This is a genomic window from Aeromonas sp. QDB20, assembly GCF_027707805.1.
In the GTDB taxonomy this organism is placed as follows: Bacteria; Pseudomonadota; Gammaproteobacteria; order Enterobacterales; family Aeromonadaceae; genus Aeromonas; species Aeromonas dhakensis.
The window spans coordinates 250,953-266,630 of sequence record NZ_JAPCJC010000005.1 but is presented as its reverse complement, the minus strand read 5'-3'; the positions used below and the strand labels follow the sequence as shown (position 1 = coordinate 266,630).

General features: G+C 63.9%; 13 protein-coding genes. 6 read left to right on the top strand and 7 right to left on the bottom strand.

All coding sequences use genetic code 11. The features are described from left to right. Positions 1-37: 37 nt before the first annotated feature. The 3 genes from PG897_RS08605 to asnS form a co-directional block, all read right to left on the bottom strand. Positions 38-694: an adenine nucleotide alpha hydrolase gene (locus PG897_RS08605; RefSeq protein WP_270828880.1), complete on the bottom strand. Its 657-nt coding sequence runs from the start codon at positions 692-694 to the stop codon at positions 38-40. Between the two features lie 133 nt (positions 695-827). Continuing rightward, a complete protein-coding gene (locus PG897_RS08600; protein ID WP_005299013.1) occupies positions 828-2,171 on the bottom strand; it encodes an anaerobic C4-dicarboxylate transporter in 1,344 nt (447 codons plus the stop codon). A 375-nt stretch (positions 2,172-2,546) separates the two neighbouring features. After that, positions 2,547-3,947 carry an asparagine--tRNA ligase gene (gene asnS / locus PG897_RS08595; RefSeq protein ID WP_005299016.1) on the bottom strand — a complete coding sequence of 467 codons (1,401 nt, stop codon included), beginning with the start codon at positions 3,945-3,947 and terminating at the stop codon, positions 2,547-2,549. A gap of 193 nt (positions 3,948-4,140) precedes the next feature. Here asnS and PG897_RS08590 point away from each other — a divergent pair, with 193 nt between their 5' ends. Next, on the top strand, positions 4,141-4,491 hold the full coding sequence (locus tag PG897_RS08590) for a hypothetical protein (RefSeq protein ID WP_270828953.1): 351 nt from the start codon (positions 4,141-4,143) through the stop codon (positions 4,489-4,491). Here PG897_RS08590 and PG897_RS08585 read toward each other — a convergent pair. Both PG897_RS08585 and bioA read right to left on the bottom strand, forming a co-directional pair. Continuing rightward, positions 4,488-5,330, bottom strand: a complete 843-nt coding sequence (locus PG897_RS08585) for a HAMP domain-containing protein (RefSeq protein WP_270828879.1) — start codon at positions 5,328-5,330, stop codon at positions 4,488-4,490. The two genes, PG897_RS08590 and PG897_RS08585, sit on opposite strands and share 4 nt — an antisense overlap. Before the next feature lie 133 nt (positions 5,331-5,463). Further along, positions 5,464-6,738, bottom strand: a complete 1,275-nt coding sequence (gene bioA / locus PG897_RS08580; protein ID WP_270828878.1) for an adenosylmethionine--8-amino-7-oxononanoate transaminase — start codon at positions 6,736-6,738, stop codon at positions 5,464-5,466. 219 nt (positions 6,739-6,957) lie between these two features. Between bioA and bioB the strand changes: the two genes are divergently transcribed. The 5 genes from bioB to htpX all read left to right on the top strand — a co-directional run bounded on the left by bioB (position 6,958) and on the right by htpX (position 11,781). Beyond that, positions 6,958-8,046 (top strand): biotin synthase BioB, encoded by a 1,089-nt coding sequence (gene bioB, locus PG897_RS08575; protein WP_270828877.1) that lies wholly within the window; start codon positions 6,958-6,960, stop codon positions 8,044-8,046. Continuing rightward, positions 8,043-9,239, top strand: a complete 1,197-nt coding sequence (gene bioF, locus PG897_RS08570; RefSeq protein WP_270828876.1) for an 8-amino-7-oxononanoate synthase — start codon at positions 8,043-8,045, stop codon at positions 9,237-9,239. The genes bioB and bioF overlap by 4 nt, the downstream gene beginning before the upstream one ends. Continuing rightward, the gene (gene bioC / locus PG897_RS08565; RefSeq protein WP_017786070.1) at positions 9,229-10,032 is read left to right on the top strand and encodes a malonyl-ACP O-methyltransferase BioC; all 804 of its coding nucleotides are present in this window, start codon (positions 9,229-9,231) and stop codon (positions 10,030-10,032) included. The genes bioF and bioC overlap by 11 nt, the downstream gene beginning before the upstream one ends. Before the next feature lie 83 nt (positions 10,033-10,115). Next, positions 10,116-10,796: a dethiobiotin synthase gene (gene bioD / locus PG897_RS08560; RefSeq protein WP_019838576.1), complete on the top strand. Its 681-nt coding sequence runs from the start codon at positions 10,116-10,118 to the stop codon at positions 10,794-10,796. 112 nt (positions 10,797-10,908) lie between these two features. Further along, positions 10,909-11,781: a protease HtpX gene (gene htpX, locus PG897_RS08555; RefSeq protein WP_010634511.1), complete on the top strand. Its 873-nt coding sequence runs from the start codon at positions 10,909-10,911 to the stop codon at positions 11,779-11,781. 60 nt (positions 11,782-11,841) lie between these two features. On the opposite strand, the gene PG897_RS08550 is transcribed toward htpX, so the two are convergent. Together PG897_RS08550 and PG897_RS08545 are read right to left on the bottom strand one after the other, a co-directional pair. After that, on the bottom strand, positions 11,842-13,554 hold the full coding sequence (locus PG897_RS08550; RefSeq protein ID WP_270828875.1) for a methyl-accepting chemotaxis protein: 1,713 nt from the start codon (positions 13,552-13,554) through the stop codon (positions 11,842-11,844). 224 nt (positions 13,555-13,778) lie between these two features. After that, the gene (locus PG897_RS08545; RefSeq protein ID WP_117405096.1) at positions 13,779-15,593 is read right to left on the bottom strand and encodes an MOSC N-terminal beta barrel domain-containing protein; all 1,815 of its coding nucleotides are present in this window, start codon (positions 15,591-15,593) and stop codon (positions 13,779-13,781) included. Between the last annotated feature and the right edge of the window lie 85 nt (positions 15,594-15,678).

The window sequence follows — 15,678 nt, the reverse complement described above, 5'->3', positions numbered from 1 at the left end:
GTTGTGCCGGTGCAGACCGGTCGAACGGAACTGCACTCTATCCCTCACTCTCCAGCAGATAGGCAAGCCGTTCCTGATGGGCAACCTGCCAGCGGCCGAGCACCAGCGGCGCCGCAAAGCCCGGGCCGTCGGTCACCATGGTGTGGTACTCCCCCTGCTCGCCGCAGGCATCAAAGCCTTGGGTGGCCGCCAGCTGCTGCAGCTCGGCGAGGGCTCCCTTGTCCAGCACCCGCCCCACCCACTCGGGGGTCAGCACATCGGTATCGACGCAGGAGAGGTGGGCGACGATGCCGCGAGCCAGCAGATCCGCCAGCAGCGCCTCGCGGGGTTGCTGCCAGAGAGGCGTGTGGACGGTGAGGCCAAGCGGGCGGCAACGCTCGCGGATCCAGTTCGGCGCGCCGCCCACGCTGTCGATATCGCCGGTGACCACCCCATCCAGTTGCCACTCATCCTTGAGCTTGGTCAGCGCCCGCTCATAACCGAGATCGAACGGCGCCTCTATGGTGACCAGCCGATGGGGCAGCCCGAGGGCCGCCGCCTGTTGACGCACTTGCGACAGGGGATGGGCCAGAAAGCGGGGCGAGGGAGGTGCAAAGGTCGCCAGTGCCACCACCTGATGACCCGCTTCACGAGCATGGCAGAGGGCCTGCATGGCATCCTTGCCGCCGCTCCAGAGCACGATGACGCGAGACATGGGGGAGATTCCGCAAAGAACAAAGAGGGGTCATGCTACCCAGAGTGCGGGCGGTTGGCAAAGCGGGAAGGTGAGTGAAAAGCACAGGCCCCCGAGCGGGGGCCTGTGGAACGGATTGCGCGGTGCGACTCCGTCAGAGCAGGATGCTGGTCAGGATGAAGCCCAGCGAGCAGGAGGTCACCACCCCGATCAGCCCCGGAATGATGAAGCTGTGGTTGATGATGAACTTGCCGATGCGGGTGGTGCCGGAGCGGTCGAAACCGATACAGGCCAGATCGCTCGGGTAGGTCGGCAGCACGAAGTAGCCGTAGCTGGCCGGCAGGAAGGCGATCAGCAGCTTGGGTTCGACCCCCAGCGCCAGCCCCATGGGGGCGATGGCGGTCAGCGCCGCGGCCTGGCTGTTTACCAGCTTGGAGATGAGGAACAGCACCAGGGCGTAGGTCCAGGGCTGGGCCTGTACCACGTGGGCCAGGGTCTCTTTGAGCAGCGGCATGTGGGCCTGGAAGAAGGTTTCGCTCATCCAGGCGACCCCGAACACGGAGAAGATGGCGACCATGCCCGCCTTGAAGACGGCGCCGTTGGCGATCTCGCCCGGCTTGACCTTGCAGCGCATCAGTATGATGGCGCCGGCGATCAGCATCATCATCTGGATCACCAGGTTCATGGAGAGCGGGCCGGTTTTGTCCTTGATGGTGAAGACCGGACGCAGACCTTCGTTGGCACCCAGCAGCACCACGGCAGCGATGGCGGCGAAGAAGATCCAGGTAGACCAGTAGGCCTCTTTCGGGAACTTGGTGTTGAGCAGGGTTTCACCGCCGCCATAGATGAAGGCGCGCTGCTCCGGATCCTGGATCTTGGCCTGGAACTCCTCGTCCTTGTCCAGGTCCTTGCCGCGGCGCAGGCTCCAGAGGGCCGCCACGATGACGCCGGTCAGGGAGGAGGGGATGGCGATCATCAGGATGTCGAGCAGACCGTAGGCCTGACCGATGCCGTGACCGGCCGCCAGGATGGAGACCATGGAGACCACGGCCACCGAGACCGGCGAGGCGCAGATGGCCATCTGGGAGGCGACGGAGGCCACCGCCATCGGGCGCTCGGGACGGATGTTCTTCTGCAGCGCGATGTCGGCGATGATGGGGAACATGGTGTAGACCACGTGGCCGGTACCGCACAGGAAAGTGAGGGTCCAGGTGGTGAGCGGCGCCAGTATGGTGATGTATTGGGGGTGACGGCGCAGCAGACGCTCGGCCACCTGCATCATCAGGTTGAGACCGCCAGCGGTCTGCAGGGTGGCGGCACAGCCGATCACCGCCAGAATGGTCAGCATTACCTGAACAGGCGGTTCGCCCGGCACCAGACCGAACACGAAGGTCAGCAGGAACAGACCGATGCCGCTGATGAGACCCAGCCCCATGCCGCCAAACCGGGTACCCAGCAGCAAGCAGCCGAGTACCACCAAAAATTCCATCAAGATCATTCCATTACCTCGCGTTATTTAATCCATGTAAGTGCTGTGTTGGGCGCATGGACCGGGATTGTCTGTTTTTTATTTAGCCCTAAAGGGTTAGTGGTTATTCTGCCTGCCACAAGGGGGCAAAAATTTGAGGTACTTCAATAACTCATCGCTTTTTGATTTAACGCCATAAAAACCACGTATTAACCCTTTTGTTATTTTAGGGATAGCAGGCGGCATCGTATGGAGCTTAAAGGCGGGCAGGGTAGCAGGATAAAAAGGCGAGGGGAGCGGTTTGTTGCAAAAAAAGTGATTAATTGTGGCCAAGGCAAGCCGGTGGCAGGGGGCGGGCAACAAAAAGCCGACCCTGAGGTCGGCTTTGTCGGCAAAGTCCCGTAATCAGAACTCGGCGGTGCGTGGGGTACGCGGGAAGGGGATCACGTCGCGCACGTTGCCCATGCCGGTCACGTAGACCACCAGACGCTCGAAGCCCAGACCAAAGCCGGAGTGCGGCACAGTGCCGTAGCGGCGCAGGTCGCGGTACCACCAGTAGTCTTCCTTGTTCAGGCCCATCTCGGCCAGACGGGCATCCAGCACCTCGAGACGCTCTTCACGCTGGGAGCCGCCGATGATCTCGCCGATACCCGGGGCCAGTACGTCCATGGCGGCAACTGTCTTGCCGTCGTCGTTGAGGCGCATGTAGAAGGCCTTGATGTCTTTCGGGTAGTTCTTCACTACTACCGGTGACTTGAAGTGTTCTTCGGCCAGGTAGCGCTCGTGCTCGGAAGAGAGATCGATACCCCAGGAGACCGGGAACTCGAAGCTCTTGCCACAGTTCTTCAGCACTTCGATGGCGTCTGTGTAGTCAATCTGGGCGAAGTCGGAGGCGACGAAACGCTCCAGACGGCCGATGGCGTCCTTGTCCACGTGCTGGGCGAAGAACTCCAGATCGTCGCGGCGCTCGCTCAGCACGGCGTTGAAGACGTACTTCAGCATGGCTTCGGCCAGCGCGGCGTTGTCTTCCAGATCGGCGAAGGCCACTTCCGGCTCCACCATCCAGAACTCGGCCAGGTGGCGGCTGGTGTTGGAGTTTTCGGCGCGGAAGGTCGGCCCGAAGGTGTAGACCTTGGACAGGGCGCAGGCATAGGTCTCGACGTTCAGCTGGCCGGATACGGTCAGGAAGGTCTCCTTGCCGAAGAAGTCCTTGTCATAGTCCACTTTGCCTTGCGGGGTGCGCGGCAGGTTTTCCAGATCCAGGGTGGAGACGCGGAACATCTCGCCGGCGCCTTCGGTGTCGGAGGCGGTGATGAGCGGGGCCGCGATCCAGAGGTAGCCCTGTTCGTGGAAGAAGCGATGAATGGCCTGGGAGAGGCAGTTGCGCACCCGGGTCACGGCGCCGACGATGTTGGTGCGGGCACGCAGGTGGCCCTGCTCGCGCAGATACTCGATGCTGTGGCGCTTGGCGGACATGGGGTAGGTGTCCGGATCTTCGACCCAGCCTACCACCTTGACCTCGGTGGCCTGCAGTTCGAACGCCTGGCCGCTGCCCTGGGACTCGACCACGGTGCCGGTCACTTCGACGGAGCAAGCTGTGGTCAGACGCTGCACTTCATTCTCGTAATTGGCCAGGGTATTGGGGACGACGGCCTGTACCGGATGGAAACAGGAGCCATCGGAAACGGCCAAAAATGAGATCCCCGCCTTGGAATCACGGCGGGTCCGGATCCACCCTTTCACTGTCAGGGTGGTGCCGACCGAATACTTACCGGCCAGCACATCTACTACGGATGCGTGCGTCATCGAAATATTGTCTCCAGCTTGTTCTTGCAGCGCTATTTGCAACACTAGGGGTCTGGCCCGGGCACAGATGGCCCACCATGGCAGACTAAGCCGTTCATCTTACCCGCGCAGGTTTGATAAACAAGCAAAAATGTCGGACTCTGGGGGGGATTTCGGCGCCAATCACTTCATTGGCGGGCCTGCGGAACGGGGGATGGACGTGAAAGAGCGGCGACGGGGGCCGGACGGGCTGACACGGGTGTTGCGGGGGCTGGTGATCCTCTGCTGGGGCGGCTTTATCGTGCTGCTCTCCCTCTACCACTTCGCCCGGCCAGAGGTGGCCTACGGTTTTCTGGTCTATGGCGGGATCAATGTGCGCCAGAGCTGGGATCCCCAGCTCACCCCCTGGCTGCTGCACGGGCTCTGGGGATGCTGCCTGCTGACCCTGGCGGTGCTGCTGGCAGAGCGTTGGCGCTGCCGGCGGCGGGAGGACACGGGGCGGGTGCACCTGGCTATCTTGCTGCTGATCCTCGTCGCCAGCCTGCTGTTCTACTACCTGGGCTAGTCTGCCATCCCGGAGCGGTCGCGGCTGGAAGGCGCTTGCCCCGCCCGCGGCTGCTCGCCAGCGGAGCGCTTGCCGAGCTGGCGCTCCACGCTGTCGAGCATCTGGTTGTAGGCCAGCGCCACCCGGCCAATCTCGTCCCCCTCATCCCCTTCCAGCCGGTGGCCGAAGTCGTGCAGGTCGGTGGCCTCCTCCATGGAGCGGGTCAGCTGGTTGAGAGGGCGGACGATCCAGGTACGGATGACCCAGAGGGTGAGCAGCAGCCCCAGCCCGAAGATGACGGTGAGGCTCAGGGCCGAGGTGAGAATGTTCTGCTCGACCCGGGTAAACAGGGTGTCGAGGGAGTAATCAAAGCGCACCGCTCCCAGCACGGTATTCTCCGGCACCTGGTGGCAGCTGGTGCAATCGGTGCCGCGAAAATCCTTCTTGGCCAGCAGTGGGCGGGTCACCACCAGCTTGCTGTGCATGCCGTCGTGTACCACCTCCAGGCTCCCTTTACCCGCCAGTGCCAGCTCGTCGAACCTGTCTTTGGACTGCTCGTGCTCGCGGCCGGCCCCGTACTGCTTGCTCACCGCCTCGCTGCGCACGATGCGGGCATCCTCCACGTGAGCGTGCTCGAGGAACTTGTCGCGCAGGGTATCGCGGGCTTCCATCTTGCCGGTCAGCATCAGCATGTTGAGGCCATCGAAATAGGCTTCGGTCTGCTCGCGGCTCTGCTCCTTGATGAGGGTCAGGATGAGATCGCGCTCGCGCACCGCCTGATAGGCCGCGGAAAACACCAGCACCATGGAGAAGATGAACAGCAGGAAGAAGTTGATTTTGGCAGCAATGGAGAGGCGCATGGGAACGGTACATCTGTTGGGTAAAACCCGCGCAGTCTACGCGTCTTGGCGGCCCGGGTCTGGTGTCTTGCTCACATTCTGATGAAAAAGATTCAAAAGACCCTGCCTGAGCGGCAGGGTCTGCGCTGTTGGCTCAGAACTCGCCGCTGTGGATGGCGGCGGCGATGGCGCCGGTCAGCACGGTCAACTGTGCCGGGCTGATGACGAAGGGCGGCATCAGGTAGATGAGCTTGCCAAAGGGGCGGATCCAGGCGCCCAGCTCCACGAACTTGCGCTGGATGCGCGCCACGTCCACCCGCTCCTTCATCTCCACCACGCCGATGGCGCCGAGCACCCGCACGTCGGCCACCGCCGGATGCAGGGTCAGTTCCACCAGTTCGGTTTTGAGTTGGTGTTCGATGGCGCGCACCCGCTCCTGCCACGGCGAGGCCAGCAGCAGATCGATGGAGGCGTTGGCCACCGCACACGCTAATGGATTGCCCATAAAGGTCGGCCCATGCATGAAGACGCCAGCCTTCCCATCACACACGGTGCGAGCCACATGCTCGGTAGTGAGCGTGGCCGACAGGGTGAGGTAGCCGCCGGTAAGCGCCTTGCCCAGACACATGATGTCGGGGCTGATGCCGGCCCAGTCGCAGGCAAACAGCTGGCCGGTGCGGCCAAAGCCGGTGGCTATCTCGTCGGCAATCAAGAGCACGCCGAACTCGTCGCAAAGGGCGCGCACCCACTGCAGGTAGCGGGGGTGATAGAAGCGCATGCCACCGGCGCCCTGGACTATGGGTTCGAGCACGATGGCGGCGATCTCCTCGTGATGGTCCGCCATCAGGGTGGCCAGCTCCACCACGCAACGCTCGTCCCACTCGGCGTGGAAACGGCAGCTGGGGGCTTCCACGAAATGGTGCTCGGGCAGGAACCCTTGGTAGAGCTCGTGCATGCCGCCATCCGGGTCGCACACGCTCATGGCGCCGAAGGTGTCGCCGTGATAGCCACCGCGCAGGGCAACGAACTTGGCGCGAGGCGTCCCTTTGGCGTGCCAGTACTGCTGGGCCATCTTGAGCGCCACCTCCACCGCCACCGAGCCGGAATCCGCCAGAAACACCCGATCCAGCCCCTTTGGAGTGATCTCCACCAGCTTGCGGCAGAGCTCCACCGCCGGGGCATGGGTCAGGCCGCCAAACATCACGTGGGACATCTTGCCAAGCTGGGCGGTGGCGGCTGCATCGAGCTCGGGCACCTGATAGCCGTGCACGCAGGCCCACCAGGAGCTCATGCCATCCACCAGTTCGCGGCCGTCGCTGAGGGTGAGGGTCACCCCCTTGGCGCTGGCCACTTCATAGCAGGGCAGGGGGTGGGTGAGAGAGGTATAGGGGTGCCACACATGGTGCAAATCGAATTCTTGATTGGTCATTTGTTGTTCTGTTGTCAATTTGTTTGATCTGGTCGGTGTTGACAGTCTACGCCCGCTCTCTACACTAGCCAACAATTTCAGCCACTTGGCCCTGCGCGCATCCCTGTTCGCCCGGGCCAGGTGGCGGGTTTTGCGCTTCTCTCTTGCAAGGACCTTTTGCAAAGAGGTCTTGCAAGCAAGGCGGCGCAGGATCCCACTTATAACAATTGGAAGCCATGTATGAATGCTGTCACCGCGGGCGCTCACGCCCTTCGTCACGACTGGACCCTCGCCGAGGTTCAGGCCCTGTTTGCCCTGCCGTTCAACGACCTGCTGTTCCGGGCCCAGAGTGTCCACCGCGCTCATTTCGATCCGAACGAAGTACAGGTGAGCACCTTGCTCTCCATCAAGACCGGTGCCTGCCCGGAGGATTGCAAGTACTGCCCCCAGAGCGCCCGTTATCACACCGGCCTTGAGGCCGAGCGGCTGATGGAGGTGGAGAAAGTGCTGGAGCGGGCCCGCGAAGCCAAGGCCAACGGCTCGTCTCGCTTCTGCATGGGGGCCGCCTGGCGCAACCCCAAAGAGAAGGACATGCCCTATATCCTGCGGATGATCGAGGAGGTGCGCGGACTCGGCATGGAGACCTGCATGACGCTGGGTATGCTCACCGCCGATCAGGCGGCGCGCCTCGGCGCCGCCGGCCTTGACTACTACAACCACAACCTCGACACCTCGCCGGAGTTCTACGGCGACATCATCACCACCCGCACCTATCAGGACCGGCTCGATACCCTGGAGCACGTGCGCGGCGCCGGCATGAAGGTCTGCTCCGGCGGCATCGTCGGCATGGGCGAGCAGGCAAAAGATCGGGCGGGCCTCTTGATGGCGCTGGCCAACCTGCCGCGCCACCCGGAGAGCGTCCCCATCAACATGCTGGTCAAGGTGAAGGGAACGCCGCTGGAGAACCAGGAGAATCTGGATCCGTTCGAATTTATCCGCACCATCGCCGTGGCACGCATCATGATGCCGGCCTCCCACGTGCGCCTCTCCGCCGGGCGGGAGAAGATGAACGAGCAGATGCAGGCCATGTGCTTTATGGCGGGGGCCAACTCCATCTTCTACGGCTGCAAGCTGCTGACCACCCCCAATCCGGACGAAAACAGCGACATGCAGCTGTTCAAGCGGCTCGGCATTCGCCCCGCCCAGCGGGCCCAGAAGCCGGATCAGGTTCAAGAAGAGGAGCTGCTGGCGGAGGTGAGCCGCCAGAGCGAGCCCGCCGAGATGTTTTATGACGCCACCCGCCCCCGTGCCGGGGCCGCGCGGTCATGACGGGCCCCGCAGTCACGGGCCCCTTCGGGTTGAGCGCAGCGCTGGCCGAACGCGAACAGGCCGGCCTGCTGCGCAGTCGCGTTGCCACCGACGGCGCGAGTGGCGGGCGCCTCAAGGTTGGGGGGGGCGATTACCTCAACTTTTCCGCCAACGACTATCTGGGGCTGGCCGATCACCCCGCCATCAAGGTCGCCTTCCAGGAGGGGATTGACCGCTATGGCGCGGGTGCCGGCGCCTCGCCGCTGGTGACCGGCTACAGCCGGGCCCACCAGCAGTTGGAAGAGACGCTGGCCGAGTGGCTCGGGCTGGAGGCGGTGCTGCTGTTCAACTGCGGCTTTTCCGCCAATCAGGCGGTGCTGAAAGCCCTGCTCGGCAAGGAACATCTGCTGTGGCAGGACAAACTCAACCACGCCTCCCTGCAGGAGATGGGCAGCCAGCTGCCCTGCAAGATGAAGCGCTTCGGCCACAACGACATGGCGGCCCTTGAGCGGCAGCTTGAGCCAAACCGGGGGCTTATCGTCTCGGAGGGGGTGTTCAGCATGGACGGGGATCAGGGCCCCTGGCGCGAGCTTAGCCAACTGGCCGCCAAAAGCGGCAACTGGCTGATGATCGACGATGCCCACGGCCTCGGCGTGCTGGGGCCACAAGGGCGCGGCACCCTGGCGGCGCAGGGGGTGAACCCGGCCGGCGTGCACATCCAGATGGGCACCTTTGGCAAGGCGCTCGGGGTGGCTGGCGCCTTTGTGGGCGGCAGTCGCGAGCTGGTGGCGTATCTGGTCAACTTCGCCCGCCACTACGTCTACAGCACCCATATGCCGGCGGCCCAGGCCTGCGCCGTACGCCAGAGTATCGAACTGGTGCGCGCCGCCGACGAGGCCCGCGCCCATCTTGGTGAACTCATCACCCGTTTCCGACAAGGGGCACAGGCGCTGGGCTGGCAACTGGGTGACAGCAATACCCCCATCCAGCCGCTGCTGGTGGGGGAGAGCAGTGCTGCCCTGCAACTGGCCGAGCGGCTGCGCGAATGCGGCGTCTGGGTGAGTGCCATCCGCCCGCCCACGGTACCTGTTGGCACGGCGCGCCTTCGCATCACCTTGAGCGCGGCTCACCGCGTTGAGGATGTGGATCGGCTGCTCGATGCCCTCGGTCCCTGCCAGGCCACCGACGAGAGAGGAGGAGCCCATGCTCCATGAGCGTTTTCAGGCGGTGGACAAGGCCCAGCTTGCCCGCCGTTTTGGCGCCGCCGCCCGCCACTACGACGCCCACGCCCGCTTCCAGCAGGAGGTGGGGCAGGCGCTGCTGGTGCGGATGAGCGCGGCGGGTATGCATGAGGGGCTGGAAGGTCGCGGTCTCGATCTGGGCTGTGGTACCGGTTTCTTTCTGCCGGCTCTGGCCGGGCGTTGCAGCGAGCTGACCGGGCTGGATCTCGCCCCCGGCATGCTGGCCCAGGCGGCCCTGCGTGGCAGCGGCGCCCGCCTGCTGTGCGGCGATGCCGAGCAATTGCCCTTTGCCGACGAGACGTTTGACTGGGTCTTCTCCAGCCTGGCCTTGCAGTGGTGCGAACGGCCGGCCCAGGCCTTCGCCGAGCTGCACCGGGTGCTCAAGCCCGGTGGTCGGCTGCTGTTCTCGACTCTCTTGGCCGAGTCGCTCTGGCAACTGCGTGAGGCCTGGCGCACGGTTGACGAGTGTGATCATGTCAATCGCTTCCTCAGCCTGCCACAATTGCAGCATGCCATCGCCGCCGGCGGGTTTGTCGCCCCGGCGCTGGAGAGCCTGACCTGGTCGCTCGGCTACCCCGAGCTCAACGGCTTGCTGCGCGATCTCAAGGGGATCGGCGCCAGCCAGGTCAATGACGAGCGTCATACCGGCCTTGGCAGCCGTCAGCGCTTGTTGCGTCTGAGCCAGGCCTATGAGGCCCATCGTCAGCCGGACGGCCTGCTGGCCGCCAGCTATCAGGTGTGCCTCGGCCAGCTGATCCGCCGCTAACCGGTCTCATGGGCCGAGAGAATTGAGCTGCGGGTGCCCCGCCATATCGAGCCTGGGCACCTGCGCCCTATTGAGGAGTCATCATGGTTAAATCCTTCTTCGTCACCGGCACCGACACCGATGTGGGCAAGACGCTGGTCGCCCGCACCCTGCTGCTGGAGTTCGCCGCGCACGGCATCCGCTGCGCCGGTTACAAGCCTGTCTCCGCCGGCTGTGCCCGCACCCCGGACGGGCTGCGCAATCTGGACGCGGTGCTGCTGCAGGAGGCGGCGAGCCTGCCGCTGCCCTACGATCTGGTCAATCCCTACGCCTACGAGCCGCCCATCGCGCCCCATATCGCCGCCAGCGAAGCGCGCGATGCCATTACCCTGAAGGGGTTGTCGGACGGGCTGCGCCAGATTGAACAGGCGGGGGCCGAGCTGGTGGTGGTGGAGGGGGCGGGGGGCTGGTTCCTGCCACTCGATCGCAAGCACCTGCTGTCGGACTGGGTCAAGCAGGAGAACATGCCGGTCATCATGGTGGTGGGGGCCAAACTGGGCTGTCTCAACCATGCCCTGCTCACCTTCGCCGCCATTCGCAACAACAACCTGCCGGTGGCGGGCTGGGTCATCAACCGGCTGCACGGCTCCATGAGCCACTATCAGGAAAATCTGGACACCCTGCGGGGCTTGCTGCCGGCCCCGTTTTTGGGTGAAATACCCTTTGTAAACAATCCGCTCGAGGCTGATCTGCGCGGGCGACTCGACATTTCGCCCCTGCTCTGAATCCGACATTCAGCGAACATTCATAGAAACTGTCTATTATGCGTGACAGGTGTGGCCCGGCCGGCAGCGAACTGGTGACGGGCCACGCATCCATATCTCACAAGGAGTCAATATGAAGCGAATTATGCTATTCCTGGTGACCAACCTGGCCGTCATGCTGGTGCTGGGGGTGGTACTCAATATCCTGTTCTCGGTTCTGGGGATCAACAAGTCCAGCATTTCCGGTCTGTTGGTGTTCTGCGCCGTGTTCGGTTTTGGGGGTTCCTTTATCTCCTTGCTGATGTCCAAGTGGATGGCCAAGCGCAGCTATGGCGTCCAGGTCATCGAGCAACCCCGCAACGAGACCGAGCACTGGCTGGTCAGTACCGTGGCCCGTCAGGCCCGTGAAGCGGGCATCAAGATGCCGGAAGTGGGGATCTACGACTCTCCCGAGATGAACGCCTTCGCCACCGGCGCCCGCCGTGACGACTCGCTGGTCGCCGTCTCCTCCGGTCTGCTCTACAGCATGAGCCGTGACGAGGCGGAAGCCGTGCTGGCCCACGAGGTGAGCCACGTGGCCAATGGCGACATGGTGACCCTGACCCTGATCCAGGGGGTGGTGAACACCTTCGTGATGTTCTTCGCCCGCATCGTGGCCGGCGTCATCAGCAACTTCTTCAGCTCCAACAACGAGGAAGAGAGCAGCAGCACCGGCGGTTTTGCCTACATGATCACCGTGTTCGTGCTGGAGATGGTGTTCGGCGTGCTGGCCTCCATCATCGTCATGTGGTTCAGCCGTCAGCGTGAATTCCGCGCCGACGCCGGCGCCGCCAAGCTGGCCGGTCGCGATAAGATGATCGCCGCCCTCGAGCGCCTCTCCCGCGGTGCCGAGCCGCAGCTGGAAGGCTCCATGATGGCGTTCGGCATCAACGGCAAGCGCTCCATGAGCGAGCTGTTCATGAGCCACCCGCCCATCGAGCAGCGCATCGCCGCCCTGCGCGGTTAAGCGAAAGTGCCAATGAAAACGGCTGCCCTCGGGCAGCCGTTTTGCTTTGTGCGCTTTGCGCTACAGCTTGAAGTGGGCCATCTCCTGGCGCAGCAGCCGTGACAGCTGCTTGAGCTTGGCCGCCTCCTGCGAGACGTGGCGGGCGGCATCCCCCGACTGCTCGGAGAGGGAGGTGATGTTGCCGACGGTGGAGACCACCTCGTTGGCGGCGGTGGACTGCTCGCGCAGGGTGTGGCTGATCTCCCCCATCAGGCCGGTCAGGTTGGAGGCGTGATCCTGGATGCTGGCGATGGCCGCGCCGGTCTGGCTGGCCAGGCTCACCCCACGGGAGACGTTGTTGACCGTGTTCTCCATGCTGCGGATGGAGGCGTCCGCCCCGCTCTGAATTTTGCCGATCATGCCGGTGATCTGCTGGGTGGAGGCGGCCGAGCGGCTGGCGAGGTTGCGTACCTCGTCGGCCACCACCGCAAAGCCGCGTCCCTGCTCGCCGGCCCTGGCCGCCTCGATGGCGGCGTTGAGGGCCAGCAGGTTGGTCTGATCGGCGATGCCGCGGATCACCTCGATGATCTCCGAGATCTGCTGGGTGTGGCTGTTGAGATCCGCGATGCTGCTGGCGGCGTTGGAGACGGTATCCGAGATGCTCTGGATGCTGTCGAGGGTCTGCTTGATGACCCCGGAGCCCTCTTCCAGGGTGTTGGCGGAGATCTTGCTCAGCTCGTCGGCGTGGGTGGCGTTGTCCGAGAGGTGGCTGATGCTCACCACCAGCTCCTCGATTGCGGCCGCCATGGTCTGGGTACTGGTCTGCTGGGAGGTGGCGAACTGGGCGGTCTGCTCCGCTATCTGGGCGATGCTGTCGGCCGAGCCTGAGAGCTCTTCGCTGGAGTGGGAGACCTGGGCGATGATCCCCTTGAGGGTGCTCTGCATGGTGGCGAGCAGGCCGATCAGGCTCTCCTTGGCACCGGCCGGCACCTTGATGGGCTGGGAGAAGTCCCCCTCGGCCAGGTGGTTGAGATCGCTTCTGAGCTGGCTGACCGAGGTGCCGACCAGATCAATCAGCGCCTTGTAGGTGCGCCAGAGGAAGAACATCAACACCAGGCCGAGCGCGATGAACAGGTAGCGCAGCATGGCGGACTGGCTGGTGGCGTCATCCACCGCCTGCTGGGTACGGGTCTCCATCATGACGTAGAAGTCGTCGATGGGGGACATGATGCGCCCCTTGTTCTGGTGATAGGCCTTGTCATGCATCATGGCGATGGCCTTCTGCTGGTTGGCGGCCAGATCGCCATCGGTCTGCTGCACCAGCTTGAAGGCGGCCACCTCGGTGTTGACCAGGGCATCCGAGTTGTTCTTGGCCTCGTTGAGCTTGGCCAGCTCGCCCTCGGTAAAGCCGGCATCCTTCATCAGATCGATGAGGCCGCGGCGCACCTGGCTGTCGGGCCGCGGGTTCTGGCCGTTGGCGGCGACGAAGTCCCAATAGATGCGGTTGTAGCCCTGCGGCCGGTTCTGCTCCCCGTTGCGAATGGCCAGGATCCGCATGTACTGCTGTTCGTAGGCGGGATCCTTGGTGATCACATAGGTGCGGCCGAGGCGGGTCAGATCGTCGGAGGATTGCCGCAGTTCATCGGCCAGCAGATAGGATTGGTAACGTTGCTGATAGCTCTGTTCCATCTGTTTTCCCGACCAGCTGTAGGCGAAAAACACCAGCGACAGCAGGATCAGGGTGATGACGGAGAGCAGCAGATTGAGCTGAAAGGCGGGTCTGTTCTGTTCCATGGTTTGAGCGTCCTTATTCTCACCGATAACCCCCTTTGTCACGCGGCGAAGGCCGGTACTTCTGTGGGGTTTTATTGTTGTTGCAGTGAGTATAGGAGCGCTCTTCGCCAAGGCTGCGGCGGGTCGGCGAAAAGGTGCGAGAAAGGAGGCGCGAAGGCAAAGGAGGGGAAAAGCGCGGTCGGGAGCATGCTCCCGGCCGGCGGTATTATTGTGCCTCGATCACCTTATTTGATGACGATGTCGGTGAGGGGGACGGCGCAGCAGGTAAGGATCTTGCCAGCGGCTCGCTCGGCGGCGGTGATGGCCGGGGCATCGGGGTGATCCACTTCACCCGAGACCAGGGTCTGCTTGCAACTGCCGCAGATGCCGGCGCGGCAGCTCCAGGGCAGCTCCACCCCCTGCTTGTGGGCCTGATCCAGCACTGTGCCCTGATTGTTGCCGACGAATGCCTGCTCGCCGATGCGCAACTGCACCGCCTGATGGGGGCGGGAGAGGGAGAGGATGGTGCCGCCAAAGCTCTCCTGGCGGATCCGCCCGGCCGGCACGCCAAGGGCGGCCAGTCTGGTGGCCGCATCGGCCATAAAGCCGTGGGGGCCGCAGATAAACACTTCCCGCTGTTGCAACCCTTTGATCTGTTTGAGGTGAACCTCGTCCAGCCGCCCCTTGAGCCCCTGCCAGTGCGTATCGGGCTGGCTCAGGATCAGGGTGAGAGTCATCCCCTGCTGCGCCAGGGCGTGCAGCTCGCCGGCGGCGGGAATGTCCGCCTCGCTGCGGCACAGGTGCATGAAGTGCACGTCGCCGAGCTCACCGCGCAAGCCTAAGGTGCGGGCAATTGAGAGCATGGGAGTGACCCCCGAGCCGGCCGAAAGCAGCAAGAGATTGCGATCCCGGCCCAGATGAAATTCGCCGGCGGGGTTGGCGGCCAGCAGACGGTCACCCGGTTGCAACTGCTGGTGCAGCCAGTGGGAGATGCGACCGCCCCCCACCTTCTTGACGCTGATGCTGTAACGCTCCGGCTGCTCCGGGGTGGAGCTCAGGGTATAGCGGCGCTGCAGGCGCTCGCGCCGCAGACCCAGGCCAATATCCAGGCTGATGGGCAGGTGCTGGCCCGGCAGATAGTCGGGCAGTGGCTCGCCATCGGCCGCCTCGAACCAGAAGGTCTCCAGATCCCGCGCCAGCGGCTCGCGGGCCACGCACACCAGCTCCCGTTTTTTGGGGGCCGCGTTGGGGTAGACAGGGGCGCGGGCGCGCTCCAGCACCTCGATCTCGCTGCCCGCCTCAATCCACCCCTCGTTGAGGGCCACCAGGTTCTGACCGAAGTAGACCTCGCCATCCTCGCCGCGTCGGTAACGGGTGAGGGTGGCCAGCGGCTCTTTCAGGGCATTGAAGCGATCCGTGCCCGGCTCCACCGTGGTCATGATGCAGCGGCTGCAGGGCTTGGCGACCAAGAACTCCACCTCGCCGATGCGGATCCGCTTCCAGCCGTCCTCTTCGAAGGGGAGGGTGCCGCTCGCCACCAGGTTGGTGCGAAACTGGCTCATCTGGTGCAGCGCGTCGGATCTGAGGTTGAGATCTTCCAAAGAAGCCTGGCTTATCAATAGCAGGGGGTAACCATCGGCAAAGCTGACCCGGGTGCCAGTCTTCTCCCGAAAGCGGGCGGACTCTTCGCCAAGCCAGAGCAGTTGCACCGGCTCCCCCGCCACCTTGCTCAGCCACGCATCGGCCTGGGCGTGGGTGTGCAGGGCGTTGAAGCTGTCTTTCCAGACGCCGGTGGCGCGGGACGCGCGGCTGAACTCGGTCTCTTGCAGGGTGAGCGGCTCGAAGCCCGGATAGCGCAGCTGCAGGCCGCCCTCGATGGGGGTGGCCACCACCTGCTGCAGCTGGGGATGGGTGCGGGCGGTGATGAAGCTGCCGTCCGGTTTGACCACCATGTAGCGGCGATCCCCCTGCAGCCCCTCTTCGGTGACCAGGGCGCGGGTCAGTGGCATGCCTGCCGTCGACTTGATGGGGTAGAGATGAATGCTGGCGAGTGTTGGCATGGCCTGGTCCTTGTGCGGTGGCGGTTCCAGTGCAGGAGAGAAGCGGGCGAGCCCCGTTCCGTGCAGCAATGGTTGCAGGGATGGC